The 25,290-nt window shown below is 48.7% G+C and carries 30 protein-coding genes; 20 read left to right on the top strand and 10 right to left on the bottom strand.

The window, feature by feature from the left end:
- Positions 1-123: 123 nt before the first annotated feature.
- Together L2082_RS05030 and L2082_RS05025 are read right to left on the bottom strand one after the other, a co-directional pair.
- On the bottom strand, positions 124-1,308 hold the full coding sequence (locus L2082_RS05030; RefSeq protein ID WP_446011498.1) for an ATP-binding protein: 1,185 nt from the start codon (positions 1,306-1,308) through the stop codon (positions 124-126).
- Between the two features lie 294 nt (positions 1,309-1,602).
- A complete protein-coding gene (locus L2082_RS05025) occupies positions 1,603-3,255 on the bottom strand; it encodes an ABC transporter ATP-binding protein (RefSeq protein ID WP_446009355.1) in 1,653 nt (550 codons plus the stop codon).
- 352 nt (positions 3,256-3,607) lie between these two features.
- Here L2082_RS05025 and L2082_RS05020 point away from each other — a divergent pair, with 352 nt between their 5' ends.
- Both L2082_RS05020 and tilS read left to right on the top strand, forming a co-directional pair.
- A complete protein-coding gene (locus tag L2082_RS05020; protein WP_446011497.1) occupies positions 3,608-3,853 on the top strand; it encodes a two-CW domain-containing protein in 246 nt (81 codons plus the stop codon).
- A gap of 89 nt (positions 3,854-3,942) precedes the next feature.
- Complete coding sequence (gene tilS, locus L2082_RS05015) at positions 3,943-5,013, top strand: tRNA lysidine(34) synthetase TilS (protein ID WP_446009357.1); 1,071 nt, start codon at positions 3,943-3,945, stop codon at positions 5,011-5,013.
- A gap of 13 nt (positions 5,014-5,026) precedes the next feature.
- Here the strand turns inward: tilS and L2082_RS05010 are convergent, their stop codons facing one another.
- The 7 genes from L2082_RS05010 to L2082_RS04980 form a co-directional block, all read right to left on the bottom strand.
- Positions 5,027-5,221, bottom strand: coding sequence for an element excision factor XisI family protein (locus L2082_RS05010; protein ID WP_446009358.1), 195 nt, complete (start codon positions 5,219-5,221; stop codon positions 5,027-5,029).
- Between the two features lie 146 nt (positions 5,222-5,367).
- Positions 5,368-6,363, bottom strand: coding sequence for a VWA domain-containing protein (locus L2082_RS05005; protein WP_446009359.1), 996 nt, complete (start codon positions 6,361-6,363; stop codon positions 5,368-5,370).
- Entirely contained in the window at positions 6,363-7,127 is a 765-nt protein-coding gene (locus tag L2082_RS05000) for a DUF4381 family protein (protein ID WP_446009360.1), read from the bottom strand. The genes L2082_RS05005 and L2082_RS05000 overlap by 1 nt, the downstream gene beginning before the upstream one ends.
- Entirely contained in the window at positions 7,124-8,038 is a 915-nt protein-coding gene (locus L2082_RS04995; RefSeq protein WP_446009361.1) for a DUF58 domain-containing protein, read from the bottom strand. The genes L2082_RS05000 and L2082_RS04995 overlap by 4 nt, the downstream gene beginning before the upstream one ends.
- A 78-nt stretch (positions 8,039-8,116) precedes the next feature.
- Positions 8,117-8,719, bottom strand: a complete 603-nt coding sequence (locus L2082_RS04990) for a gamma-glutamylcyclotransferase family protein (protein ID WP_446009362.1) — start codon at positions 8,717-8,719, stop codon at positions 8,117-8,119.
- 66 nt (positions 8,720-8,785) lie between these two features.
- Complete coding sequence (locus L2082_RS04985) at positions 8,786-9,454, bottom strand: MAPEG family protein (RefSeq protein WP_446009363.1); 669 nt, start codon at positions 9,452-9,454, stop codon at positions 8,786-8,788.
- Positions 9,455-9,548: 94 nt separating this feature from the next.
- On the bottom strand, positions 9,549-10,610 hold the full coding sequence (locus L2082_RS04980) for an AAA family ATPase (protein WP_446009364.1): 1,062 nt from the start codon (positions 10,608-10,610) through the stop codon (positions 9,549-9,551).
- A 400-nt stretch (positions 10,611-11,010) separates the two neighbouring features.
- On the opposite strand from L2082_RS04980, the gene L2082_RS04975 reads away from it, so the two are divergent.
- The 6 genes from L2082_RS04975 to L2082_RS04950 all read left to right on the top strand — a co-directional run bounded on the left by L2082_RS04975 (position 11,011) and on the right by L2082_RS04950 (position 13,574).
- Positions 11,011-11,238, top strand: a complete 228-nt coding sequence (locus L2082_RS04975) for a hypothetical protein (protein WP_446009365.1) — start codon at positions 11,011-11,013, stop codon at positions 11,236-11,238.
- Between the two features lies 1 nt (position 11,239).
- The gene (locus L2082_RS04970; protein WP_446009366.1) at positions 11,240-11,905 is read left to right on the top strand and encodes a hypothetical protein; all 666 of its coding nucleotides are present in this window, start codon (positions 11,240-11,242) and stop codon (positions 11,903-11,905) included.
- Positions 11,906-12,010: 105 nt separating this feature from the next.
- Positions 12,011-12,241, top strand: a complete 231-nt coding sequence (locus L2082_RS04965; protein ID WP_446009367.1) for a hypothetical protein — start codon at positions 12,011-12,013, stop codon at positions 12,239-12,241.
- Positions 12,238-12,603, top strand: coding sequence for a type II toxin-antitoxin system PemK/MazF family toxin (locus tag L2082_RS04960; protein ID WP_446009368.1), 366 nt, complete (start codon positions 12,238-12,240; stop codon positions 12,601-12,603). The genes L2082_RS04965 and L2082_RS04960 overlap by 4 nt, the downstream gene beginning before the upstream one ends.
- A 97-nt stretch (positions 12,604-12,700) precedes the next feature.
- Entirely contained in the window at positions 12,701-12,928 is a 228-nt protein-coding gene (locus L2082_RS04955; protein WP_446009365.1) for a hypothetical protein, read from the top strand.
- Between the two features lies 1 nt (position 12,929).
- Entirely contained in the window at positions 12,930-13,574 is a 645-nt protein-coding gene (locus tag L2082_RS04950) for a hypothetical protein (RefSeq protein ID WP_446011496.1), read from the top strand.
- Between the two features lie 86 nt (positions 13,575-13,660).
- On the opposite strand, the gene L2082_RS04945 is transcribed toward L2082_RS04950, so the two are convergent.
- The gene (locus L2082_RS04945) at positions 13,661-14,047 is read right to left on the bottom strand and encodes a hypothetical protein (protein ID WP_446009538.1); all 387 of its coding nucleotides are present in this window, start codon (positions 14,045-14,047) and stop codon (positions 13,661-13,663) included.
- Positions 14,048-14,155: 108 nt separating this feature from the next.
- Here L2082_RS04945 and L2082_RS04940 point away from each other — a divergent pair, with 108 nt between their 5' ends.
- The 12 genes from L2082_RS04940 to L2082_RS04885 all read left to right on the top strand — a co-directional run bounded on the left by L2082_RS04940 (position 14,156) and on the right by L2082_RS04885 (position 25,270).
- Positions 14,156-15,721 (top strand): ATP-binding protein, encoded by a 1,566-nt coding sequence (locus tag L2082_RS04940; RefSeq protein ID WP_446011495.1) that lies wholly within the window; start codon positions 14,156-14,158, stop codon positions 15,719-15,721.
- Positions 15,718-17,082, top strand: a complete 1,365-nt coding sequence (gene xseA, locus L2082_RS04935) for an exodeoxyribonuclease VII large subunit (protein ID WP_446009540.1) — start codon at positions 15,718-15,720, stop codon at positions 17,080-17,082. The genes L2082_RS04940 and xseA overlap by 4 nt, the downstream gene beginning before the upstream one ends.
- 330 nt (positions 17,083-17,412) lie before the next feature.
- Positions 17,413-18,105: a 16S rRNA (guanine(527)-N(7))-methyltransferase RsmG gene (gene rsmG, locus L2082_RS04930; protein WP_446009541.1), complete on the top strand. Its 693-nt coding sequence runs from the start codon at positions 17,413-17,415 to the stop codon at positions 18,103-18,105.
- Between the two features lie 191 nt (positions 18,106-18,296).
- Positions 18,297-19,376 carry a 3-isopropylmalate dehydrogenase gene (gene leuB, locus L2082_RS04925; protein ID WP_446009542.1) on the top strand — a complete coding sequence of 360 codons (1,080 nt, stop codon included), beginning with the start codon at positions 18,297-18,299 and terminating at the stop codon, positions 19,374-19,376.
- Between the two features lie 28 nt (positions 19,377-19,404).
- Positions 19,405-19,665, top strand: coding sequence for a UPF0175 family protein (locus tag L2082_RS04920; RefSeq protein WP_446009543.1), 261 nt, complete (start codon positions 19,405-19,407; stop codon positions 19,663-19,665).
- On the top strand, positions 19,662-19,811 hold the full coding sequence (locus tag L2082_RS04915) for a hypothetical protein (RefSeq protein WP_446011494.1): 150 nt from the start codon (positions 19,662-19,664) through the stop codon (positions 19,809-19,811). Before L2082_RS04920 ends, L2082_RS04915 begins: the two co-directional genes overlap by 4 nt.
- Positions 19,812-19,946: 135 nt before the next feature.
- Positions 19,947-20,153, top strand: coding sequence for a DUF3368 domain-containing protein (locus L2082_RS04910; protein ID WP_446009544.1), 207 nt, complete (start codon positions 19,947-19,949; stop codon positions 20,151-20,153).
- 32 nt (positions 20,154-20,185) lie between these two features.
- Positions 20,186-21,106: a ribose-phosphate diphosphokinase gene (prs, locus tag L2082_RS04905; protein ID WP_446011493.1), complete on the top strand. Its 921-nt coding sequence runs from the start codon at positions 20,186-20,188 to the stop codon at positions 21,104-21,106.
- Between the two features lie 90 nt (positions 21,107-21,196).
- Positions 21,197-22,315: an aspartate-semialdehyde dehydrogenase gene (gene asd / locus L2082_RS04900; protein ID WP_446009546.1), complete on the top strand. Its 1,119-nt coding sequence runs from the start codon at positions 21,197-21,199 to the stop codon at positions 22,313-22,315.
- Positions 22,316-22,401: 86 nt separating this feature from the next.
- The gene (locus L2082_RS04895) at positions 22,402-23,031 is read left to right on the top strand and encodes a hypothetical protein (protein ID WP_446009547.1); all 630 of its coding nucleotides are present in this window, start codon (positions 22,402-22,404) and stop codon (positions 23,029-23,031) included.
- A gap of 57 nt (positions 23,032-23,088) precedes the next feature.
- Positions 23,089-24,687, top strand: coding sequence for a citramalate synthase (cimA, locus tag L2082_RS04890; RefSeq protein WP_446011492.1), 1,599 nt, complete (start codon positions 23,089-23,091; stop codon positions 24,685-24,687).
- Entirely contained in the window at positions 24,680-25,270 is a 591-nt protein-coding gene (locus L2082_RS04885) for a TlpA family protein disulfide reductase (protein WP_446011051.1), read from the top strand. The genes cimA and L2082_RS04885 overlap by 8 nt, the downstream gene beginning before the upstream one ends.
- Positions 25,271-25,290 lie beyond the last annotated feature (20 nt).

Genomic DNA, 25,290 nt, shown 5'->3' with positions numbered 1-25,290 from the left:
TTGTTCAGATTATGCGTAAAATAAGGAGAGAAAAGGACTTAAGGGAGTTAATAGAAGAGCATTTTCATCCAGGTGTTCCAGCTATTTAAGTGGTACCAGAGGGATATGTCAGATAGGAAATTATCAGATACTTTTTAACGAACCAGCCTTTCCGCTTTTTATTTCTATGGGATACGGTTCCCCATCGACAGTGACAAGATAGTCCACTTCCGCGTTGCTGCCTCTTTTGTCTCGTGCCCAGTAGCAAACCTCCCCATCATTTGCGCAGACCAGCTCTTGTCCGACAAACTGTTCTGCCAACGCGCCTCTGTATATATTGGAGAGATCAGCCTGAACCAGTTCCAGATAATTCGACATTCCGGTCAATTGCTGCCATAATCCGATATCCAGGAGCAAGGCTTTGAATTTTTTCAGTGAAATGTTTAATTGAAAGGGAGGGTCGATGTTGCTCACCGAAGGTATTTTCCTGATGATTTTGGCATTGAGCAGGGTTTCAAAGGCCTTTTTGATTGTCGGAGAAGAAAATGAATCAGAAAGATGCGTATATTTTATCTGACTGCCGATGGTCCGAGCCACGTTTTTAAATACATCGTTCAGGCAGTGTTTGTCCGCATAGGGGGCATATTTGGAAAAATCATCCTGAAAGGTGGAGATAAGTTCCTTATGTACATCAAAGGAGTTCGTCATGCTGCTGCTTTCAAGAAAAACTTTGATACTTTCCGGCATTCCGCCGACAAGAAAATATGTTCGGAGTTCGTTCAGCAAGGCATCATGTATCTGTTCGGGCAACTCCTTGGGCTCTGATTCAACAATTTCCAGAGCTGTTTCATTTTCAGTCGCCATGAGGTATTCCGTAAAGGTCATCGGATACATATTAAGGAATTGGACCCGCCCCACCGGAAAAGAGATTTCCGAAAGGGCGAATTCCAGAAGCGACCCGGCAGCGATGACATGGATTTCCTTCATTTCTTCATAAAAATATCTCAATGCGGTTATTGCCCTTGGACAGCTTTGAATTTCATCGAAAAAGAGAAGGGTCCTTCCTGGTTCTATCGTTGTTCTCTTTATGATTTCGATTGACTGTGTTATCATCAAGGGATCAAGAGATTTTTCAAAAAAAGAATGTAGATCTCTCTCTTTCTCAAAGTCAACAGTTACGGTATTTTTATAATATCGGTCGCCGAATTCTTTAATTGACCAGGTCTTACCTATCTGTCTCGCACCTCTCAGGATGAGTGGTTTTCTTCTTGTCGAATTTTTCCAGTCCAGCAGTTTATTTTCTATTAGTCTTTTCAGGGCATTCTCCAAAAGAAAGTACGGGTTGAAACTCAAAGTTTATATTATTATATACGTGGCCTTTAAAAAATCAAGGTTCTATTTAAGCGTGCCCTTTAAAATGAGCACCTTGAAGGAGAAGGATGGAGTGGAAAGTAGCGTTGAGGAGAAAAATGGTATGGAATGCTTCTGGTGCGCCAGGAAAAGCTTGGGGGCGTATTACTGGGAAACAGCGTCCCGGAGGGACTGCCGAAAATAGCCCGGTGTTTCAATACCGGGCACAGAAAATTGGTTCCCCCCTAACGTGTAGATACGCCCGACAGTACGTTACTGCTCCACATAAAATGCTGCCTTGAGCAATTCCTTGGTGTAAGGTTGCTTTGGCTGATTGAAAATATGATCGGCCATGCCCTTCTCAATGATTTTTCCGTTGCGCATCACCACCAATTCATCTGCCAATGAGCGGAGCACTCGCAGATCATGGGTGATGAAGATATAGGTCATGCCGTGGCTTTTCTGGAGGCGTTTCAGCAAGGCGATAATCTGGGCCTGAATGGTGGTGTCCAGAGCCGAGGTGGGTTCATCAAGGATGAGTAGCTCTGGTTTGAGGATAATGGCCCGGGCAATAGCGATACGCTGGCGTTGACCACCGGAAAATTCATGGGGAAAGCGATTGATCATGTCTGGATCAAGTTCCACCTCTTTAAGGGCCTGACGCACTAACAGGCTACGCTTCTCCTTGTTGTACCCTGGTTCATGTACCTTGAGTCCTTCAGCAATGATCTGTTCAATGGTCATTCGGGGCGAAAGTGAGGAAAAAGGATCCTGAAAAACGATCTGCATCTGCTTGCGTAGCGGGCGCATCTGACGACTGTTGAGGTCAGAGAGTATCACACCTTGCTCTTCTTCACCTTCTGTAAAATACTGGACCGATCCTTTAAATGCCTGGAGCTTGAGCAGGCAAAAGGCCAAGGTGCTCTTGCCAGAGCCTGATTCCCCGATAATTCCCAAGGTTGTTCCCTGCCGAACTGTCAAATCGACCTTATCCACTGCCCTGACCACGGTCTTTTTTCTTTTGAACCGTTTTTCCGAAAAAAAGCCTTCCCAGGATCTCTTGACCACGAACTCACAATTAATATCCTGGAGTTGGACGAGCGGCCTTCCCTGAGCAGCTGGCTGGTGATGGAATCGGGGGATGGCATTGAGTAGTTTTTTGGTGTAGTCCTGCTGGGGATTTTTGAACAAGATCTCTGTACGGTTTTGCTCCACGATTCGCCCCTTATTCATGATGGAAACCGTATCTGCTGCCTTACGGACCAAGGGCAGATCATGGGTGATCAGGAGCACTGCCATGTTAAATTCTTGTTGGAGAGCTTTGATCAGGTCAATGATCTGGGCCTGAATGGTTACATCCAAGGCTGTGGTGGGCTCGTCTGCAATGAGCAGGGCAGGGCGGCAGGCCAAGGCCATGGCAATCATGACCCGCTGGCGTTGGCCCCCAGAGAGTTGATGGGGATAGGAGCGCAACCGATGCGCCGGATCCGGGATGCCGGTTCGTTCCAGAAGGCTTATAGCCTCATGCTCTGCTTCTTCTTTGGAGAGCTTGCGGTGCCGGATCAGAGGCTCGGTGAGCTGTTTGCCAATGGGATAGACCGGGTTGAGCGAGGTCATGGGTTCCTGAAAGATCATGGCAATATCATTGCCTCGCACCGCTCGGATCTCCTTTCTGCTCAATTGTAGTAGGTCTTGATCCTTAAACAGGATTCTTCCCTTGGTCTGCACCGTGGACACGTCTTCCAGTAAGCGCAAAATCGACATGGCAGTGACAGATTTCCCAGAGCCGGATTCTCCAACCAAGGCATGGGTTTTTCCTTGCTCTATGGTCAGATTAATGTCAAAGAGGATTTGGCTGTTACCGCCGATTTCCTGGTCAGAACAGAAGGTCAGCGAAAGATTTTCGATGAAAAGTAGTGGGTCCATGAAAGAAATGTACTGTATGAAAGCAGGCAAGGCAAGATCAATAAAAGGGGGACAGTAAGAAAAACTGGTGAGTAAAAAATGATCGTGGTCCACCTTGATGAAAGCAGAAAATACTCAGCTTGTCAGAACAATGTGAATTGAGTGCTTGTAGGAAAAAGTATTATTTATAGCTGCTAGGATGATGTATATGTGCTTATTTGTTGAATGGCATAAATTTAGCATGGAAAAAATTGTATTTTTCGGTATGATTATTTTTCTTCTCTTGCGCAGGATACAAGAAAGAGAAATAAGATGACGTGAGGTTCAGAAGAAAAACAGCACATCGCCACAGTTTAAGGTGAGAAGGATAAGGATGATTATGAACTGTTGGGAGTATAAGCTATGTGGGCGAGAAAAAGGTGGAGTCCATGCAGAGAAAAAGGGCATTTGTCCTGCATATCCTGATAATGGTAAAAGATGTGCCCGGGTTGCAGGTACCTTATGCGGGGGAAAGGTGCAGGGGGAGTTTGTTATGAAGCTTCTTTCCTGCATGAAATGCGATTTTTATAAAAGCGAAAATTACGACAAGTCATACGGGATGAACAAGGAAATCGTCTGAGAACTGTTTGTTTTTCCCCATCACACACGCCCTCCTCTTCTGAGGAGGGATACCATTTTCTGAACGTATCCCTATCCCTACCTCTTTTTATGCGTAAAAAAAAAACTCTGCCGTGTATTTTTTTTCGGGAATTAACTCAATCCTGCCATGTTACTCAGAAAAGCAGGATTGTTGTAGCTGTTTCCGGCGGACCAGACTCCATGGCCTTGCTCCATCTTTTGGCAGAAGTTCGTGTCCAGCTCGCCCTTGATCCTATAGCGGTTTGGGTGGATCACGGCCTGCGCCCGCAAGAGACTCCGACAGAAGAACAGACGGTTCTTGCAGCGACGGAAAAAATGCGGATCAACTGCGTCAGGCACCGGGTGGATGCTGCGTCTTACGCGAGCGAGCAGGGGATATCTCTTGAACATGCGGCCCGTGACCTCCGTTATGCTGCGTTACGAGGCACTGCTCGTGAGCTTGGGGCAGACTCTATTGCTGTGGCCCATACAGCAGATGATCAGGCAGAGGAGGTGCTGTTGCGCCTTCTGCGGGGAAGCGGTCGGGAAGGAGTCTCCGGGATGCGGATGCGGAGCAGGGATCTGATCCGGCCTTTACTCAATATTGAGAAAAAGGAGTTACTGGCTTGGTTGACTGAGCAAAACATCGCTTTTTGTTTTGACTCTTCCAACGACGATGTGCGTTTTCTGAGAAATCGGATTCGTCATCAACTCCTGCCTTTTTTGGAAGAGCATTTTGAGCAGGGGGTTAAGAAATCCCTGCGCAAGACAGCAGATAGTTTGGCGGTAGATGAAGACCTACTGGCGGCCTTAACCGCAGAGGCGGAGCAGGAGACAATCAACGAGTTATCCCCACCGGAAAAGCCAAGTCAGTCTCCGAACTCTCCGAAAATGCAGCTTCTCCGGGCTCCGTTTTGCACCCTGCATCCTGCCTTGCAGCGCCGGGTGGTTGAGCGGCTGCTTTGGAGGATAGGAGGCAGGGCCGGGTATGACCATATCCTCTTGGTGATCAAAGCTGCGGAGAGCGGCAGAACCAACAGTGAACTCCATCTTGGTCGTGGTTTGCGGGTCGGGGTTTTTCGGGATCGGTTGGAGTTTTCCTACCCTGCGGGTAAAAAGGCTTGGCGGGGGAGGTTGTTTGGGGGAAACGACGTCAAGTGAGCCGCCTCCCTGCTTAATTTATAGCATACTCAGTATAGCGTCGCCTTGATGGAGCATGGAAGGCAAGGACAATATCATGTTTTGGAATTCCTAAACTGACCAATTCCGCAGCAATATCATCTTCAGTGCTGTTATGTTGAATCCAGACCTTTCCTTGCTTAATATCAATATGCAGGGTGCAACCATGAATACGCTGATTATCATACATCCCACAGAGAAAGCTAGTTTATCCATTCTTCAATCTCCTCCTTGTCAATGTTGTAGACAGCTATTTTTATTTTCATTTCTTGAATGATTTCCCGGATAAAGGGTGTTTGAGAAAATCTCGGACTCATAGTGTTGTATTATTCGGTACTACGGCAACCGTCTCCGAGAAACAAACAACTCCACGCCCAGCAGGATCAAGGCAGCAAAGACTAACCAGGAAAACAGCTCCCGGTAGCGATCAAAATGCTTGATCTTCCGGGTGGTGGCCTCCATCGCATTGATCTCCTCGTAGATCTTTTCCAGTGACTCTGTATCCGTTGCCCGAAAATATCGCGCCCCGGTCATCTCAGCAATTTCACCCAGTGTTTTTTCATCAATATCTACCTGGGCCCGGATCATCCGCTTGCGCCCAAACTGATCTTTCACTGGCATGGGAGCTACTCCGCGTTTGCCCGCTCCAATGGTGTAGACCTTAATCTTCATGGTCTCAGCAGCCTCAGCAGCAGTCAGCGGCGCAGCCTTGCCGGAATTATTGACCCCATCAGTGAGCAGGATGACGATCCGGGACTTTGCCTCCTGATCCCGGAGCCGGTTCACACCGGCCACAATGGCAGAACCAATGGCTGTGCCGTCTTCGATCATCCCTGTTTGCAGAGAATCCAGGCGGAGCTGGAGCCAGTCATGGTCCAGGGTCAGGGGGCAGACCATGTAGGGGCGACCTGCAAAGGCAACTAAGCCGATACGATCATTGGGCCGCTCTTCAATGAATTTTTTCACCACTGCCTTGACCACGGTCAGGCGGTCCACATTCCTGCCTTTGAGTTTGAAATCCATGGCCTGCATAGAGCCAGACACATCCACGGCCAGCAGGATATCGATACCAGAGGCTTCTACTTCGGTCTTGGTATTGCCCCATTGAGGTCGGGCCATAGCCACTATCAGCAAGCCAAGGGCAGCCAGGCGAAGCCATGCAAGTATCCTGCCCGGATTAACCTTGCGGTTACCAGCAATTTCCTTGGCCACAGAGATAGAGGAGAAAACCAGGGCCGGAGCAGATCCCCGCCGACCACGTAAAAAGGCCAGAACCGGGAGGATGAGCAAGAGCCAGAGCAGCTCAGGGTGTACAAAACGCAGGCTGTCCATTATTTTTTCTTAGCCTCCATCTTGGTTGATTCAATAAAGGTACGCAGGTTGGTTACCATTTCGTTCATGGTTTCCTGGTTCAGGCCAGCCTTGGCAAATTTTACCAGATCACAATGCCGGAGCCAGGTAGTCAGGTTCGGAGTATTTTCCATCAAATTTTTCGGCATATTTCCCTGGTCTTCAGTGAGTCCATGGATAAATTCCCTGGTAGTCTGTCTGCGGGCAAAGATATGAAAACGTTCTTCTATATAGCGGCGTAAGGTCTGGTCAATCAGGGTGATAAAGGCGTTGATATCTTGCGCTTCAATCAAGGGGCCAGCCCGGTCCAGTTCGCTCAGGGCGGTTTCGTGGGCCAGAACAGCTCGCTGTTTTCGGGTTCGTTTTTTGAGAAAATAAAAAAGCAGCCCAAGCAACAGGAGTCCGATCAGGACAGCAGCAATCCACCAGAGAAAACGGTTGCTGTCCGGGATCGGGATGGGTTCCCTAATGTCGTAGAGCTGATTTTTAGTAAGAGCTGGTTCCGGGACAGTATTCTGTGGAGTTGCCGTGTTGCCCTGTACAGATTTCTGAGCAGGGTCGGCAAGAGGAGCCGTGACCTGGTCCGCAGAAACAGCAGCAGGGAGCATTACTATAACGAGAAGAATGAGCAGCAATGCTGTAGGGGCGAATCCCCGTGTTCGCCCGGAATTGAAGGATATAAGAGGGCAGGCACAGGGGCCTGCCCCTACGGTATGTGGATAGAAATTTGAACGCGAATTTTTCATCGCCCCTTCCTCCTTTCCCGTACCTTGAAAAATCCCATCAGCGGGCCAATATAAGGCTGATCCGTGGCAAGCTGGAGCAAGTCAAGGCCTGCACTGCGCACGGTATGGGCAAAGCGTTCGTTCCGATCAGCAGCCATAGCTGCATAGGCCTGTCGAACTTGAGGGTCTGTGGTATTGAGTACCAGCTGCTCTCCGGTTTCTGCATCTTCCAGGGTGATATGACCCACATCAGGCAGCTCCTGTTCCCGTGGATCAGTGACTGAGACCGTGATCAGGTCATGGCGACGTCCGGTAACAACCAGCTTGGGCCGCAGTGCAGCCAGGGAATCATCATAATCGCCAGGCAGGCAAAAGTCGGAGAGGAGAAAGGTCACGCATTTTCGTTTAGCCACCCGATTAACAAAGTTCAAGGCTTCGGGGATGTTCGTACCTTTATTTTTGGGCTGAAAAAAGAGGATTTCCCGGATGACCCGGAGGATATGCTTGCGTCCTTTATCCGGCGGTATAAAAAGTTCAACAAAATCGGAGAACAGGATCAGGCCTACTTTGTCGTTATTGCGCACCGCAGAAAAGGCCAGGACCGAGCCTAGTTCAGCCATCATCTCCCGCTTGGATTGCTCGTTTGAGCCGAATCCACCAGAGCCGCTGATATCAATCATCAGCATGATAGTCAGCTCCCGTTCCTCAGTGAATTTCTTTACATGGGGCACTCCGGTGCGGGCGGTCACGTTCCAGTCAATGGTGCGGATTTCATCACCAGGCACGTATTCACGGACCTCATCAAAGTTCATGCCCTGGCCTTTAAAGACCGAGTGGTAGCTCCCGGCCAGGGTGTCGTCCACCATGCGGCGGGTCCGCACTTCAACCCGGCGGACTTTTTTCAGGATCTCTTTGGTTATTGCTTTTTCCATGTATCTTGGCTGCTACTTGAGTATTTTTTTGCTGTCGAGCAAGATGATTGGGTTATAGATGCCCTGGAAGAACATTGATTATGGATTAGTCATCTTATTTGGACTCTTGGCTGTCTTTCCAGCACCGCTTTTCAGAAAAGGAATCTTCAGATCATAACCTTTTGAGAGGTACAGCATCAATAGCCGAACTATAATGTCGATAAAATTTGAAACCACAGGAAGGTGAAATGTTTTAACAGCCCGGAGTTCTGCTATGTAGGTTTCTGGCAGCGAATGTTCTGTGGCTCCCTTGATAAGCTTATTCATATACCGCTGTGAGGGGTTTCTTCCTGGACATGAGTGACGACTGATATAGGTGAAACAGGTTTTCATTCCGAGTCCGTCAACAGGCACCTCAAATTCTTCAATATCATATCCAGCATTTTCTGTTTTGTGCAGCTGTTCTGCATCCTGCGGTGTCAGTTCGTACAGTACCCCATAAACCCGGGCACCAGTTTTTTTCCTTAATGAGGCAAAACAAGGTTCTATATATTGGATCCCTTGCTGGTCAAAGACAAGTTCGTAATCTCTCAGTATAACGTTGTATTTCTGAATCGGGTTCATTTTTCTTCTGCCGATAAAAACCTCGGTGCTCATGTTTGAACCGTAGGCGAAATAATACAAACTATCCTGTTGTAACATATAAAGCTGTTCAGTTTTTCACCACTGCAAAGGGCGGTTTTATTGTATCAAGACAGTAGCAGGTTATCAGGTAGAGAAGGCGGCAAATAACAGCAGGCCTTCAAACACACCGGTAATAGTAGTTCCCAGTAAAAAGGCGGTTCCATACCCTAACGAACCGTATCCGACATTGATATACAGCACCTGGTGAGCAACACGGGCGAGTGCGTAGATACAGATAAGAATGAATGCAGGGAGAGGAAAACATAAAGACACCAGTACAGCATTAACACCTATCGGCGCAGCATTTTCCACAAAGTTTTCCATGCTGCGGTTTGCTCTGTTATATCGTCCAGTTTGTCCTTCCATATTCATGACAACAGCACCGGAAGTCCCATTGCCCAGCACTTTAAATATTTTCATATTCGCACGCAGATTGCCAGAATCAGGATGCATAACCTTTTCCTTTTCTAATAGGGGAAACAGATTGAGAAAGGCAGATAAGCGGGAGAACACAAAAGCTGTGAGCAGTACCCATTGTCCACTGACTGGAAACATAGCTGAAATGTTTTGGCGGTAGTATGCCGTATCTCCCAGCGAGAAAATCAGAAAAGCTATAGGTAATCCTAGTGCTAAAGGGGTAAAGAAACCTCCCAGAAAATTTCGCCACCCGAATATTTTGCCTTGACGGATTTCTGATTCATCCAAAAGCGGCATGCCGTCAGGGCCAAGGCTGGATGTGTCTTTGGTGCTCAATTACTGATCCTCTTTAATACAATGGTATCCCGCTCTAGAAAAACACCCCTCTAGGGATGGATAGCCACTTTTTTAGTGACTTGCCAGCTTGGGATTACGGAACAGGGACGGTATCCAGCAGGCGTTGAATAATCTCCTCGCTGGTCACCCCTTCAGCCTCAGCCTCATAGCTGATGCGCAGGCGATGGCGCATCACATCCGGAGCGCAGTTCTTGATATCATCCGGGATTACATAACCGCGTCCGTTGAGATAGGCCAGAGCACGGGCGGCAGCCTTGAGATTGATGGTGGCCCTGGGCGAGGCCCCGGTCTCAATATAGTCTTTCAGTTCCGGGCTGATGCTTCCTGCATCACGAGTGGCAAAGACCAGATCCACAATATACTCCTTGATGCGATCATCAAGATAAATAGTATCCACCACCTTGCGGGCTCCCAGGATATCTTTCGGGGAGATGAGGGGCTGGACAGAGAGCTTGGAATCGGTATGCTCCACCATGTCCAGGATCTGGCGTTCCTGCTCACGGGTAGGGTAGTCCACCACCACCTTGAGCATGAAACGATCCACCTGGGCCTCGGGCAGGGGATAGGTGCCTTCCTGTTCAATGGGGTTCTGGGTTGCTAAAACCAGAAAAAGCTCAGGCAGGGCAAAGGTGGTTTCACCAATGGTGATCTGCTGCTCCTGCATGGCCTCCAGCATGGCTGACTGGACCTTGGATGGAGCACGGTTGATCTCATCCGCCAGAATAATGGAAGAAAAGATCGGCCCCTGCTTGACCTCAAAGGAGGTGTTTTGCGGGTTATAGATCTCAGTGCCCATGATGTCCGCAGGCAGCATATCCGGGGTGAATTGAATCCGGCGAAAATCTGTGGATACTGCCGCAGCCAGGGTTTTGACCGCCAGGGTTTTGGCCAGCCCTGGCAGACCTTCCAGCAGGATATGACCACCAGAGAGCAGGCCGATGAGCAGGCGTTCCACCAGCCGTTCCTGACCAATAATATTCTTCCCAACCTCCCGTTGGATCAGGCCCACCCAGGCAGAACTGTTCTGAACAGCCTTGTTGATTTCCTGGACAGATTGTTCCGGTGCAGGATCAGGAGTGTTGGTTGGTTCTGCTGTGGCCGGAGGAACCGGCGGTGTTTCAATGGATGGGTTCATATTGTATCTCCTTTCCGGGATGGTTGTGCATGGTTGCTGTAAGGGGCCGAATCTCTGTGTTCGCCCTGTTGTGCCGGGCAGACACGCAGGGCTGCCCCTGCATATTTTGTGCTGCCCTTGGTCAGGTATTTATTCAAGTAATATATCGTAATGATTGATTGTGAAAAGTCAAGACTGTATTGATTATGCTAATGAAAGAACCTTGAAGTTAGGATCATGTTCTCTATATTATCGCCTGGGACGCTTTGGACAAAGTGAAAATTGGAAAAAGGGGAGGGGGGAAGGCTTTTGGTAACGAGCTTGCGGAATGTTGTCCTTTTTTGTACAGTTATTGATAGAAATTGTTAATGATTGAGAAGGATCTTTATCTCCTTTAGAGCCGAGGAATAAAAAAAAAACAATGAAAGTCGCAAATCCCCTCTACGATGTCGTGTTCAAATACCTGATGCAGGATATGCGGGTTGCCAAGCTGGTCATATCCAACATTATTGAACAGGAAATAGAATCCCTTGATTTCGCCTTTACAGAGTTGAACAGAAAACTTCCTGACGGCGGCCTGACAGTATTGCGGATTGATTTCGCAGCAAAGATACGGGAACCGGACGGGCAGCAGGCTGGTTCTCATTGAGTTGCAAAAGGCCAAATTCCCCACGGATATAACCCGTTTTCGGAAGTATCTGGGGAAACAGTATCTGGAAGAGTCCAATATCCACCTGGATGAAAAAACCGGAAAGAAGAAGGCACTGCCCATTATAAGCATTTATATTCTCGGACACAACCTGGAGTATAATGACAGCCCGGTTATCCATGTGAAAAGAGATTATTATGACCATGCCACCAAGGAGAAACTGATCCGAAAAGAGGAATTCATAGAAAGTCTCACCCATGACAGTTATATTATCCAGGTGCCGAGGTTGCGGAGAAAACATCGCAATAAACTGGAAACACTGTTGAGTATCTTTGATCAGAGCAATGCCAGTAAAGAGAGTAAACATTTTCTTGATGTCCTGGAATCCTCGTTTCCAGATGAATTCAAGGTTATTATCAGACGACTGCACAAGGCTTCCGCCAGCAAAGAGCTTTGTGAAGATATGAATATGGAGGATGAGATCTTGGAAGAATTAGCAACTCAGGAGCGGCTCATAGCGTACGAAAGGGCGGAAAAAGAGAAAGCGAAAGTGGAAAAAAGGGAAGCAGAAGAGGGAAAAGAAAAAGCAGAAGCGGAAAAAGAGAGAGTTGAAGCGGAAAAAGTCAGGCTTGAAAAACTATTGAAACAAGCAGGTATTGAGTTTTAAGGTTACCAAGGCAAGCCGGTTTTTTTGATGCGGGGGCGCATCCTACTGAGTAGTATATTATTTAGTATCAAACCGTTATATTCGAAAAAAATAATGGAAGAACCTATGAAAACACTTGTTTTTGACAGTCACCTCCTGCCTGACGGTCACCTGTCCTGCCCGAAAGAATTCGCCCGCAAGAAAAATGTGCAGTTTAAAGTGCTTGTGGTTTTCGAGGAAACGGAACGCCAAGCCTCGGACCAAGAGCTTGAACAGGCCGCAATTCAGGATACCGGTGACGAATTTTTATCGCAGAACGAGCTTGATTACTATTTATCATTGGATGAGGACGTATGAAAGCATTTCAGCGCGGACAACTCTGGTTGGTCAACTTCGAGCCGAGTTTTGGACATGAGTACAAAAAAATTCGCCCCGGTCTTATTATTCAACAGAACCGCTATATTCACAAAACAAGCCTGTTGACTGTCATTCCTCTCTCCTCTCAGTTAGGCAAGCTCAAAGTCCTTGATATTCTGGTTCCGAAAGATGCAAAAAATCGCCTCATGAAAGATTCATTGCTGAAAACGAGTCAGGTCAGCTCCTTTGACAAACGACGATTTGTTAAATATATCGGTACGCTTAACAAAAATCTTATGCAGGAAATTGATACAGAGCTGCAACGTTTTCTTTTTGGTGAAGAATCAACACCCCTGTCCTGACAGGACTGTATATATCAGCGCAGGGGAACGCCCTGAGTAATCCTCCACCTTTTAACTTAACATATAACCTTTTCAGGCAATTCTGAGCAATAAAACAATGAAAGTCGCAAATCCCCTCTACGATGTCGTGTTCAAATACCTGATGCAGGATATGCGGGTTGCCAAGCTGGTCATATCCAACATTATTGAACAGGAAATAGAATCCCTTGATTTCGCCTTTACAGAGTTGAACAGAAAACTTCCTGACGGCGGCCTGACAGTATTGCGGATTGATTTCGCAGCAAAGATACGGGAACCGGACGGGCAGCAGGCTGGTTCTCATTGAGTTGCAAAAGGCCAAATTCCCCACGGATATAACCCGTTTTCGGAAGTATCTGGGGAAACAGTATCTGGAAGAGTCCAATATCCACCTGGATGAAAAAACCGGAAAGAAGAAGGCACTGCCCATTATAAGCATTTATATTCTCGGACACAACCTGGAGTATAATGACAGCCCGGTTATCCATGTGAAAAGAGATTATTATGACCATGCCACCAAGGAGAAACTGATCCGAAAAGAGGAATTCATAGAAAGTCTCACCCATGACAGTTATATTATCCAGGTGCCGAGGTTGCGGAGAAAACATCGCAATAAACTGGAAACACTGTTGAGTATCTTTGATCAGAGCAATGCCAGTAAAGAGAGTAAACATTTTCTTGATGTCCTGGAATCCTCGTTTCCAGATGAATTCAAGGTTATTATCAGACGACTGCACAAGGCTTCCGCCAGCAAAGAGCTTTGTGAAGATATGAATATGGAGGATGAAATCTTGGAAGAATTAGCGACCCAGGAGCGGCTCATAGCGTACGAAAGGGCGGAAAAAGAGAAAGCGAAAGTGGAAAAAAGGAAAGCAGAAGAGGGAAAAGAAAAGGCAGAAGCGGAAAAAGCCAGGCTTGAAAAACTATTGAAACAAGCGGGTATTGAGTATTGAGTGCCCGCCGTTAAAACAGCGGGATCCTTTCTGCCGTCCCTCCGGGATTCTTGTCCCAGCAGGACATCCGATCATAGCCCAGTGATTTATCGCTGAGCAGAAAAGCCCCCAACAAAGCTGTATATCAAGCAGGCAAGCGATACCTTCAGCACAGCAAAGACAATGCGGCCTTTGTTCTTCCTATGAAACAGACTGGAAAAAAGATGGAACAGGGGAACAAAACCACAAAGGAGCGGTGCAAAACGGCAAATCAGTCCGGCAAAATCATACAGAAGCACGGAAAAATGACAAAGGAGCGGTGAAAAATCGTTCAGGAGCGCGGAAAAATGACCGAGGAGCAGAGAAAAACCGTTCAGAAGCATGGAAAGATCATCAAGGAGCACTCCTTTGTTGTTTTCCCACCCTGCGCAGCCGCATCGCAGGCCTGCTCCCTTGGTTTGCCCTTTTGCTGAATCATTGAAACGGAGAGACAAGGGGATGAACTCTACCGTAATTCGGCAATACCATGCCCCAACGGGGCTACTATACCCAGCCCAGGGTATCACCCTGGGTATGTAATGAATTCATTCCTAACACCTATTATGCCAAAATACTTCAACACCACCGGCCCCTGCTTCCCTCGCCTGCATTACATGCTGCCACCCAAGGACCGCCTGATCGGTGCCAGTCTGGACCGCTATATCCGGGATGAACTCTACTGGGTTCTGCATGCGCCCCGCCAGACCGGCAAGACCACCTTTCTCCAATCCTGGATGCACGAGATCAACGCCGGAACCGAGGCCGTGGCCTGCTATGTCAGTCTGGAGCGCTGCCAGGAGATTACGGAAAGAGATCAGGCTATGCCGCTGATGGTGGATGCTATCCAGAAATCAGCCAAAACCTTTGGTCTGCCTGTTCCTGAGTACCCCCAGCAGGCCTCCCCAGGCAGTTATCTGTCTGTTATCTTGAGCCGCTGGGCAGAACAGGTCGCTCCCAGAAAATTAGTTGTCCTGTTCGACGAGGTTGATGTGGTTTCCGGGTCAGCTATGGTCAGTTTCCTCCGTCAGCTGCGCGGCGGCTTTGCCCAGCGCGGAGTCGGTGAATTTCCTGTCTCAATAGCCCTTGTGGGTATGCGCGACCTGCGGGATTATCTGGTCACCAGCAAGGACGGTCAGGTTCTTAATCCGGGGAGTCCGTTTAACATAAAACATGATTCTGCTACCTTGGGTAATTTCAGCCTGGACGATCTTGCCGTCCTGACATCCCAGCATACGCAGGCAACCGGACAGGAGTTCACCCCGGAGGCCCTGGACCGGATCTGGGCCTGTTCTTCTGGTCAGCCTTGGCTGGTCAATGCCCTCTGTGAGCAGATCGTCTATCGGATTATTTCCGACGCACAGACAGCTGTGCAGTCGGAACATGTGGATCAGGCACGGGAGCGGCTTATCGCCTCGCGGGCTACCCATATTGATTCCCTGGCTGAACGTCTTAAAGAAGAGCGGGTACGTCGGGTAATCCAGCCCATGATCACCGGCCATGCTGATCCGACTCTGGGACGTTCTGACCGCGACGTGGAGTTCTGTCTGGACCTGGGGCTGATTGCCTGGCAAGGCTCCCTGGTTATTGCCAATGCCATCTATCGTGAGGTTATTGCCCGTTACCTCAGCCAGAACTATCAGGACAATATCCCGGCCCCGGAATTTGCCTGGCAGCGGGATGACGGCACCCTGGATATGGATGCGCTCATGGAGGAGTTTCAGCGCTTTTGGGCCTGGAACTCCGAAATCTGGGAGGAAAAGGCGGATTATACCGAGGCCTTTCCCCATCTCCTGCTCATGGCCTTTTTCCAGCGTATTATCAACGGCGGCGGCTCAGTGGATCGGGAATACGCGGCCGGCCGGGGCCGGATGGATCTGCTGATCCGCTTTAACGGTGGTATTAACCTGATAGAGGTCAAGCTGGTTCATCCCCGCATGGGCAAAGAGGCCACCCGTGATCAGGGGCTGGTCCAGGTTGAGCGCTATGCTGATCAGACCTCGCCCCATACCTGCCACTTGGTCATCTTTGACCGTCGCCCTGAGCAGCGCGATAAAAGCTGGGAGGAACGGATTGGTCAAGAGACCTGCACGACCTCCACTGGGCGTTCTGTGGAGGTGATTTGGTGTTGAATCAACAAAAAATCTTCAGCGTCTCTGAACTGACCCGTTCCATCAAATCCATGCTGGAGGGCCGTTTTTCCTTTATCAGTGTTGCTGGTGAGATCTCCGGCCTCCGGCGACCAGCCTCTGGTCATATGTACTTTACCCTCAAGGACGACCAGGCTCAGATCAAGGCTGTGCTCTTTAAGATGCAGCAGCGCTATCTTTCTCAGCAGCCCAAGGACGGCGATATGGTGGTTTGCCTGGGCAGGGTTTCGGTATATGAACCCAGGGGTGATTACCAGCTCATCATTGATAGCCTGGATTACCACGGGGAAGGGGCCTTGCAGCTGGCCTTTGAGCAGCTGAAAAAACGGCTGGATGCAGAAGGTCTCTTTGATCAGGAACTGAAAAAACCGATCCCGCCTTTGCCCGAGCATCTGGTTCTGGTGACCTCACCTTCCGGGGCTGCAGTCCATGATTTCATTCGCATTGCTCAAAAGAGATACCCCCAGGTGCGGATTTCAGTCTATCCGGCAGCGGTGCAGGGCGAGCAGGCAGCAAAAGAGCTGTGTCTGGCTGTGTCGGAGATTAATCTTGAGCAGAAAGCTGGCCGATTGGCAGCAGATGCGATTATTCTGTGCCGGGGCGGTGGCTCTGCTGAGGATTTGCAGGCCTTTAATAATGAGGAGTTGGCCTGGGAGATCTACAGGTCAACCATCCCGGTGGTCAGTGCTGTAGGCCATGAAATTGATTTCACCATTGCTGACCTGGTGGCCGATCTTCGTGCTCCTACGCCCTCTGGGGCGGCTGAGATGCTCTTGCCTGATGGTCAGGCCCTGCGGGAACATGTTGCAGATTTATCGCACAGGATGCAACGAACTATGCAGGAAAGATTGAATCGCCATCAAGAGCGGATACGGCTGTACCGGCAAAAGCTCAGTGGAGCGGCCCAGCCTGTGGATACCCTGCTGCTTCGCATGGATCATATGACGGAAAATATGGAGCATGCTATGCAGGCCAAGTTGGCTGCTTGCCAGGCCCGGCTGGATCGGGCAGAGAATCGACTTAAACGTAATAATCCTTTGCTGGTGCTCAATCTCTATCAGCAGCGGATTAAGGAGATGCAACGGCGGCTCCATCGGATCGGTACCCGGCTCATTAACGATAAGGAGCAAGAACTTATCCAGGCCGCAGGGATTTTGGAAGCGGTCAGCCCTTTATCTACCCTGGCCCGTGGCTATGCTGTGGCCCGGAAAGGGACTGGTCGTCGCAAGGTCATTACCAGCCCTGCGCAGGTTCAGATTGGGGAGGCTATTGAGGTCTTGCTTCATCAGGGATGGCTGGAATGTGAGGTGACGCAGGTTGAACTGAGTTCAGATGACTTGTAAGGATTAAAGGTAACCATTAGTACAATATATTGTTTCGTTTATCATATTGACCATTCCACCCAACTCGAACTGCTTCAGGCGTTGGAGGGCTTTGCTTCATACTGCGCAATATTTCGTTCACTAAAATCAATCCGTAGCCTGATGAGAATAACTTCGGGGGAAGGGCAACAAAATATGATGACAGCAGCCTGTCTCTAAGGCTAATATATCAGTCTCAGTGAACAGACAATATCATATGTAGAAATAATAAAGAATCCACCCCCAGAGAAGGTTGGGTTCTATGACGTAGTACAATCCAATCGTTCAGACCTGTTCTGTGCGTTGACAACTATGTGCGATCAAAAACAATTTATTAGTGGCTTGAATAAGCTCGGCCTTCCCCTGTCTCAACAACAGCTGGAGAACATCCTCCTCTATTGCCAGGAACTCCAAAAATGGAACAGGCGGGTCAACCTGATTGCCCGTAACACCAGTTCCATTGATATCGTGGAAAAGCATTTTCTTGATTCCCTGACCCTGATGCCGGTGATTCAGCAGTACGGTTTGGAGCAGAAGGATCATGCAGAACATACAGATCATACCACAGAAACTACTCTGCTGGATGTCGGTACAGGTGCTGGATTTCCAGGCCTGGTACTTGCAATAGCTCTGCCAGAGCTGTCTGTAACCTTGGTTGAACCTCGTCAGAAACGGGTTTCTTTTCTCCGCCACATTATCAGAACTCTGGGGCTGGCCAATGTGCAGGTTAAGGACCAACGAATTGAGCCAGGCCAGGGGTGGGAAGGGCCAGTACCCAGCTTTATTACCAGTCGGGCCGTGGCAGCAGCAGATATTTTTCTTCCCATGATAGAGGTGATTGCTGCTGAAAAGACCGTGGTTATTATGATGGGTGTGGAGGAGATCTCGTCTAAGGAAAAGAAAGATCTGCATACTACAGGCTGGCACTCCCTGGAAGAGCCGGAATTTCAACTTCCTTTTTCTCAACACCCAAGAGTCTTGACCTTGTTACAAAAGCTTGCATAATTCTGTTGTGCAAGAACGATTTCGTGCTTTTTCTTGGGCAAAAGATGGCAAAAAAAAAAAAATTCTGGTAGGGTTTCGCCCTATTTGACGCATAATCATTTAAATTTGCTGTCCTCTCTTTTTGAGGGAAGGGCAGAGTATTGAGCAAGCCTGGGGATGAGAAGAAAATCCTTGGACAATAACGAGATATTATGAGCAAGAAAGTAGCAGTACTGGCCGGAGATGGGATCGGCCCGGAGGTAATGGCAGAGGCTATTAAGGTTCTGGATGCAGCCCAGGTCAGGTTTGGCTTTTCGTTGGAATATGAGGCCGCAGATGTAGGCGGTCTTGCCATTGACAATCATGGACAGGCCTTGCCCCAGTCCACCCTGGATACCTGTGAAGCTGCGGATGCCATTCTTTTTGGTTCTGTGGGTGGACCTAAATGGGAAAGTCTGTCCTCGGCAGAGCAACCGGAACGGGCTGCCCTCTTGCCCCTGCGCAAGCATTTTGACCTGTTTTGCAACCTGCGTCCGGCCCGGGTGTTTCCTTCTCTGGCAGCTGCCTGTCCCCTGCGCCCGGATATCGTAGGTGGGGGATTTGATATTCTGGTGGTCCGTGAATTGACCTCGGGCATCTATTTTGGTACCCCTAAGGGGAGAGAAGGCAGTGGCGCTGATGAGATGGCCTATGATACTATGGTTTATAAGCGTTCCGAGATTGAGCGGATTGCCCGCATGGCCTTTGAGGCGGCACGGGTACGGGGTAAAAAAGTGACCTCTGTGGATAAGGCCAATGTCCTGACCACCATGGTGCTGTGGCGTGAGGTGGTCATGGAAGTGGCTGCCGATTACCCGGATGTGGAACTCAAACATATCTATGTGGATAATGCCACCATGCAGCTGGTCCGCTGGCCTCAGCAGTTTGATGTTATGCTTTGCGGGAATATGTTTGGTGATATCATCTCGGATGAGGCAGCTATGCTCACTGGCTCTATGGGGATGTTGGCCTCTGCCAGCCTGAATGCAGATAATTTTGGTCTTTTTGAACCAGCAGGAGGCTCTGCCCCGGATATTGCTGGTCAGGGAATTGCCAATCCCATAGCTCAAATCCTGTCCGCAGCTATGATGCTCCGTTACAGCCTGGACCAGGATGCAGCAGCCACAGCTATAGAAAATGCAGTATCTGCTGCTTTGGATAAGGGTGTCATGACCGCTGATATTGCCACAGAGGGGTGTACCCCGGTTAATACCAAGGAAATGGGCGACGCCGTTATTGCGGCATTAGCATGATGGTGGTTAAGATTGAGAGGAGTGTGCTATGCAGTCAATTGTACTTGAAATTCCAGAGAATATCGCTGCTCAGTTAAAGCTTCCTCCGAAACGGGCAAAGCGGATGCTTATGGAAGAACTTGTTGTACGTCTTTACGAGCAGGGAATAATCACTGCTGCTCAGGGAAGTGGGTTGCTGAACATGAAACGTTTAGCGTTTGAGCAGTTTCTGGCCTCTCATCAAATTGCTATTCACAGTGCGCCGGAAGAGCTTGCAGCAGACATCATGCAGTTGGAACGTATTGTATGATCGTCAGCAACACTACTCCGTTAAGCAATTTTCTCCATCTGGAACGAATGGATATTCTTCAGCAGTTCTTTAAAGAAATCCACATACCTTTTGCTGTAAAAAAGGAAATTGAAGAATGTTTTCAAGATAACATACAGTGGATATAATGTCTTGACGACCGTTTTATTCGCGTTCATCGTATCAGCTCTTCTTTTAAGCTGAATGATTCGTTTCATTTTTTACATCAGGGTGAAGCTGAAGCCCTGAGTTTCTGCCTTGAGCGGAATGCAAAGCTTTGCCTGTTGGATGACAAAGATGCCAGAACCGTAGCAGCATTGCATCGTATCAATATGACAGGGACGTTAGGTCTTTTGCTTAAGGCGAAAAAAGAAGGTATTCTTCCAGTTGTGCAGCCGTTAATGGATACTTTGCGAGAGCAGTATTCATTTTGGATAAGTGAGAAAATGTATCAGCATGTCCTTTGCCTTGCCGATGAAATAGCAAGCTGAAATCATGTTCAATATATTTACCAAGTAGAACAATGACCAGACGAGAAAATATTTTTCTGATTGCGACTCAGGATACCATCCCTTTGGCAGATAAGGTGGCTGCGGAATTAAAGGTTGTTCGTACTCCGATGATCCGCAAACAGTTTGCTGATGGTGAGATCTATCATGCCTTTCCCTGCGATGTCTCAGGCCGGGATATTATTATTATTGCTGCAACCCATACTGACGCCGCTAATCAGGAGCTGATTGATCTGATTGCTGGCGGGCGTTACTGGAATGCCCGGAGCGTGAATGTGGTGATCCCCTATCTCGGGTATTCCACTATGGAACGCTCTAAGCCCGAGTCCGGCGAGATTCCCAAGGGAATTACCCGCACCCGCCAGATTTTCCGTACCCGTCCCAATTACGTGGCTTTTGTTGATCTTCATTCTGAGGCTGTACTCCATGCCCATTCCGGTGAGGTGCGTACCCGCCATCTTTGGACAGAGACCCTGGCAGCAGAGAAAATTCGCGATATTGACCTCAAGGATTACGTGCTGGTATCCCCGGATTACGGTTTCAGTAAACGGGTGGCCCTGTTAGCTGGTATCCTTAAATGTCCTCATACAGCCGCCAATAAGGATCGTTATGATGTGGACAAAACCATTGTCAGCCAGTTGTCCAGTGCTGTTAAGGGGAAAACTGCTATTATCTGCGATGATATGATCCGGACTGGTGGCTCCATGACCCAGACAGCAGATCGTTGCTATGAGGCCGGGGCTGTGGATGTGATGGTTATGGCCACCCATCTGATCCTTTCAGGGGGGGCTCGCGAGCGCTTCAAAGAAAAGGGAATAAACCGAATCATCGGGGCAGACACCTTTCCTGGTATCAAAAAAGATGATTTACTGGAAGTCTACTCTGTGGCTCCAATTATTGCTTCAGAGCTGGTTCATTATTTACGGATTGTCTGAGGGGTGAAGCAGACTGAGGTGGTTTTTAACAAGGTTGAGTATATTAATAATTCGGTGGTATGATTCCACCGCAGACATCAGGAAATTGCAATGAAAAAAGTAGGTATAATTGGTTGGCGTGGCATGGTTGGATCTGTGTTGATGGAGCGCATGCATGAGGAGAAAGATTTTGATGATATTGAACCCTTATTCTTCTCTACGTCTCAGGCAGGTCAGGATGGCCCGGAAATTAACGATACCACCTATCAGCTGCTTGATGCCCATGATGTGAACCTGCTTAAGGAAACTGATATCCTGCTTTCCTGTCAAGGCGGCAGCTACACCTCAAAGGTTCATCCCAAACTGCGGGCTGAAGGCTGGCAAGGCTACTGGATTGATGCAGCCTCCACCCTGCGTATGGATGAGAATGCCATTATTGTGTTGGATCCGGTGAACCGCAAGGTTATTGATCAGGGCCTGACTGATGGAATCAAGGATTATGTGGGTGGAAACTGCACAGTCTCTCTGATGCTCATGGCCTTGGGTGGTCTGTTTGAAAAAGGTTGGGTGGAATGGATTACCTCCCAGACCTATCAGGCTGCTTCCGGTGCCGGTGCTAAGAATATGATTGAGCTGGTGGAGCAGATGCGGCTGATAGGCGAGAATGCCCAGAACGTGCTGGATGATAGAGAAGGTGCTTTGGTCATTGATAAAAACGTTACCAAAACTATCCAGAGTCCTCGTTTTTTGACCAAAAATTTTGGTGCGCCTTTGGCAGCCAGCCTGATTCCCTGGATTGATCAGGCCATGGAGAACGGTCAGACCCGTGAAGAATGGAAGGGTGTGAGTGAAACCAATAAGATTTTGGGTTACTCTGCTGATAATCAGATACCCATTGATGGTTGCTGTGTCCGGGTGGGGTCCATGCGCTGTCATAGCCAGGCCTTCACTATCAAATTGAACAAGGATATCCCCTTAGCAGATATTGAAGAGGCCATTGCCAGCCATAATGAATGGGCGTTCCTGGTAGCAAACACCAAAGAAGAAAGTGTGAACAAACTTACCCCGGCCCGTGTTACCCGAACCCTGGATATCCCGGTGGGCCGTTTGCGCAAAATGAATCTGGGGGATGAATATCTTAGCGCCTTCAGCGTTGGTGACCAGCTGCTCTGGGGTGCTGCAGAACCGCTTCGTCGGATGTTGCGGATTGCTTTGGAGCATCTTGGGTGAGAGATATTTATTATCGGGGAGATTGTCTCACGTTGCATACAAGGGTCATATACAGGGGATAACAGCGTAGTTGGGGGGAATGTAGTATGGCGTTCAGTCAGTTTAAGAGTGAAATAGAGGTGGCCAGAAGGTTCAACCTGAAAACAGATAGCAAGCCCTTTGTCCAAACATTGCCTCTCAAAGATATACCGCAATACAAGCTTGAAGAAATAAAGGAAAACTTCAAGGATCCTTTGAGTTTTCTTTCAGAAGCAGCCACCTGTGAGGATATTATCAAGCCGATATTGAAGGTACTTGATAAGCGTTATCCTGATTTCCGGGTTTGGTCTCATGTAAACTACAGTGTGGATCCAGAGAAGGATCTTGCCGGAACACCGGATTTTCTGATCGCCCGAACAACGCAGATACGTGGTGAGCTTGGGATTCCTCCCCTTTGTGTGGTTGAAGCAAAAAAGGCTGACTGGGACCAAGGCTGGGCCCAGGCCCTGGCCGAGATGTATGCCGCATCAGTTCAAGGGGCAACAATGTGCTACGCAGCTGTTACCACCGGTGTTGAATGGCAGTTCGGACAGTTTGACAGAGAGGCTGCTTTGTTTATAAAGCAGATGAGTAAACTGTCTGTGTTGGATGATAATGATGAGCCAGGTAATCTTCAGAAGTTATTTGATACCTTGAATTGGTTGTTTGATAAGGCACATCAGGTGAAAATTATTTGAATGCATGCAATCATCGGAATGTAACAGGCGATTAACAGGCGATAAGGGATACGCAATATGACCATAGAATTTTACGACACCACCCTCCGGGATGGAACCCAGGCTGAGAATTTTAACCTGTCAGTGGATGATAAGATCAAAATTACCAAGCAATTGGACAAGCTGGGAATTGATTTTATCGAAGGCGGCTGGCCTGGTTCCAATCCCCAGTCTGTGGAATATTTTAAAAAAATGAAGGGCGTGGAATTGCACCATGCCCGCCTTTCTGCTTTTGGTGCGACCCGCCATTTTCAGAATCCTGCTGATAAAGACCCCAATCTTCAGGCTCTGCTGGATGCCAAAACTCCAGCCATCACCATCTTTGGCAAGAGCTGGGATATCCATGTCCATGATGCTCTGCGTATTGAGCTGGACGATAACCTTTTGATCATTGAAGATTCTCTGGCCTATCTCCGACCCCATGTCAAGCATTTGATCTATGATGCTGAGCATTTTTTTGACGGCTTTAAGAATAACCGGGAATACTGCCTGGCCACCTTGGGTCGGGCCATCAAGGGCGGGGCTGAAACCTTGGCCCTTTGCGATACCAACGGTGGTACCTTGCCCCATGAAATCCCTCCCATCATTGAACGGGTCAAGCAGTTCCTGGAAGAGCAGGGCAGCACAGCCAGGATTGGGATCCATCCCCATAATGACTCTGATACCGCAGTGGCCAATGCCTTGCTCGGGGTTTCCTTGGGCTGTACCCAAGTTCAGGGTACCATTAACGGCTATGGTGAGCGTTGCGGCAATGGCAACCTGACCTCTATTATTCCGGCAGTGATTACCAAAATGGGTCTTGGAGCTGAGGTGGGTAAACATATTGATAAGTTGTATTCTACCTCCCGACTGATCAATGAGCTGGCTAACTTGCCCCATAATCGCTATCAGCCCTATGTGGGAGAATCAGCTTTTGCCCATAAAGGTGGCATTCATGTCAGTGCAGTCCAGCGTAATCCTCTGACCTATGAGCATATTGAGCCGGAAAAAGTGGGAAATACCCGCCGGATTCTGATCTCTGATCAGGCTGGCAAATCCAATGTCCTCCATAAAGCGGTTAAGTTTGGTCTGAATCTCACTGCTGATGACCCTGCAATGGCCAAGATTGTCCAGGAACTTAAAGAGCTGGAGAATCAGGGCTTTCAGTACGAGGGGGCTGAGGCCAGCTTTGAGCTGCTTATGCGGCGAGCTATGGAATTGAAACCCCAATTTTTCACCCTGGAGGGCTTTCGGGTGATGAATAATAAGTATCGGATGGATGCGGACACGCTCACGGAAGCAACTATCAGGCTTTCTGTGAATGGTCAGGAGGCCCATACAGCCTCTTTGGGTGCTGGCCCGGTCAATGCTCTGGATAAGGCCATGCGCAAGGCTTTGCTTTGGTTTTATCCTCGGTTAGAGGAAATGGAGCTGGTTGATTATAAGGTACGGGTACTTTCCGGTGAGCACGGAACTGGTGCTAAGGTACGGGTACTGGTGGATAGCCAGGATGGTACAACTCAGTGGAGCACAGTGGGTGTTTCTTTTAACATTATTGAGGCAAGTTGGCAGGCCCTTGAGGATGCAGTGAATTATAAGCTGATGAAAGATGCGCAGAAAGAGGAGGAACATGAATAGAATATTTTTTGCAGTTGCCTTGCTCTGCCTGAGCCTGCTTATCACAGCCTGCGACCAACAGGGCCAACAAAACCAGGGACAGCAGCAAGCTCAAGAAAGTCAGAAACCACAGGCGCCGATAACCCGGACTATACCGATGCAACCCGATGGTCCGCCAGTGAAAGGGAATTATGCCCCGGACTTTACCCTGACTGACCTTGAAGGCAGAACCTGGACCCTGTCTGAACTCAAAGGCCAGGTGGTGTTTATCAATTTCTGGGCAACCTGGTGTCCTCCCTGTATCAGTGAAATGCCTTCTATGCAGAATCTGTACGATACCCTGCCCAAGAATCAGTTTAAAATGCTGGCTCTCCTGTACAGTGATGAAGCTGGTAATGCGGAACAATTTGTCGAGAAGCTTGATATCAGCCTGCCGGTTTTGGTGGATGAAGGTAACAGGGTAGGCATGCAGTACGGGCTCACAGGGGTGCCGGAAACCTTTATTCTGGATAAGGAGGGGATTATCCGGGAAACCGTGAAAGGGCCAGCAGAATGGGATTCTGCTGAGGTCATCCATATGCTCAGGGGATATATTGATCAGTAATGTGTAAGGGCAGATCCTCG

This window comes from Candidatus Electrothrix sp. (assembly GCF_052785085.1).
This window is presented reverse-complemented; position numbering and strand designations above follow the sequence as displayed.

Excerpts from the sequence above, each read along its gene's own strand:
- L2082_RS05005 (WP_446009359.1), bottom strand. The coding sequence starts at position 6,363 with ATGGACAGCCTGCGTTTTGTACACCCTGAGCTGCTCTGGCTCTTGCTC.
- L2082_RS04990 (WP_446009362.1), bottom strand. The coding sequence starts at position 8,719 with ATGTTACAACAGGATAGTTTGTATTATTTCGCCTACGGTTCAAACATG.
- L2082_RS04955 (WP_446009365.1), top strand. The coding sequence starts at position 12,701 with ATGAAAGTCGCAAATCCCCTCTACGATGTCGTGTTCAAATACCTGATG.
- tilS (WP_446009357.1), top strand. The coding sequence starts at position 3,943 with ATGCGTAAAAAAAAAACTCTGCCGTGTATTTTTTTTCGGGAATTAACT.
- L2082_RS05025 (WP_446009355.1), bottom strand. The coding sequence starts at position 3,255 with ATGGACCCACTACTTTTCATCGAAAATCTTTCGCTGACCTTCTGTTCT.
- asd (WP_446009546.1), top strand. The coding sequence starts at position 21,197 with ATGAAAAAAGTAGGTATAATTGGTTGGCGTGGCATGGTTGGATCTGTG.
- L2082_RS04915 (WP_446011494.1), top strand. The coding sequence starts at position 19,662 with ATGATCGTCAGCAACACTACTCCGTTAAGCAATTTTCTCCATCTGGAA.
- prs (WP_446011493.1), top strand. The coding sequence starts at position 20,186 with ATGACCAGACGAGAAAATATTTTTCTGATTGCGACTCAGGATACCATC.
- L2082_RS04940 (WP_446011495.1), top strand. The coding sequence starts at position 14,156 with ATGCCAAAATACTTCAACACCACCGGCCCCTGCTTCCCTCGCCTGCAT.
- cimA (WP_446011492.1), top strand. The coding sequence starts at position 23,089 with ATGACCATAGAATTTTACGACACCACCCTCCGGGATGGAACCCAGGCT.
- L2082_RS04920 (WP_446009543.1), top strand. The coding sequence starts at position 19,405 with ATGCAGTCAATTGTACTTGAAATTCCAGAGAATATCGCTGCTCAGTTA.
- rsmG (WP_446009541.1), top strand. The coding sequence starts at position 17,413 with ATGTGCGATCAAAAACAATTTATTAGTGGCTTGAATAAGCTCGGCCTT.
- L2082_RS04960 (WP_446009368.1), top strand. The coding sequence starts at position 12,238 with ATGAAAGCATTTCAGCGCGGACAACTCTGGTTGGTCAACTTCGAGCCG.
- L2082_RS04995 (WP_446009361.1), bottom strand. The coding sequence starts at position 8,038 with ATGGAAAAAGCAATAACCAAAGAGATCCTGAAAAAAGTCCGCCGGGTT.
- L2082_RS04885 (WP_446011051.1), top strand. The coding sequence starts at position 24,680 with ATGAATAGAATATTTTTTGCAGTTGCCTTGCTCTGCCTGAGCCTGCTT.
- L2082_RS04895 (WP_446009547.1), top strand. The coding sequence starts at position 22,402 with ATGGCGTTCAGTCAGTTTAAGAGTGAAATAGAGGTGGCCAGAAGGTTC.
- leuB (WP_446009542.1), top strand. The coding sequence starts at position 18,297 with ATGAGCAAGAAAGTAGCAGTACTGGCCGGAGATGGGATCGGCCCGGAG.
- L2082_RS04975 (WP_446009365.1), top strand. The coding sequence starts at position 11,011 with ATGAAAGTCGCAAATCCCCTCTACGATGTCGTGTTCAAATACCTGATG.
- L2082_RS05000 (WP_446009360.1), bottom strand. The coding sequence starts at position 7,127 with ATGAAAAATTCGCGTTCAAATTTCTATCCACATACCGTAGGGGCAGGC.
- L2082_RS04980 (WP_446009364.1), bottom strand. The coding sequence starts at position 10,610 with ATGAACCCATCCATTGAAACACCGCCGGTTCCTCCGGCCACAGCAGAA.
- L2082_RS04965 (WP_446009367.1), top strand. The coding sequence starts at position 12,011 with ATGAAAACACTTGTTTTTGACAGTCACCTCCTGCCTGACGGTCACCTG.
- L2082_RS05020 (WP_446011497.1), top strand. The coding sequence starts at position 3,608 with ATGATTATGAACTGTTGGGAGTATAAGCTATGTGGGCGAGAAAAAGGT.
- L2082_RS05010 (WP_446009358.1), bottom strand. The coding sequence starts at position 5,221 with ATGTATGATAATCAGCGTATTCATGGTTGCACCCTGCATATTGATATT.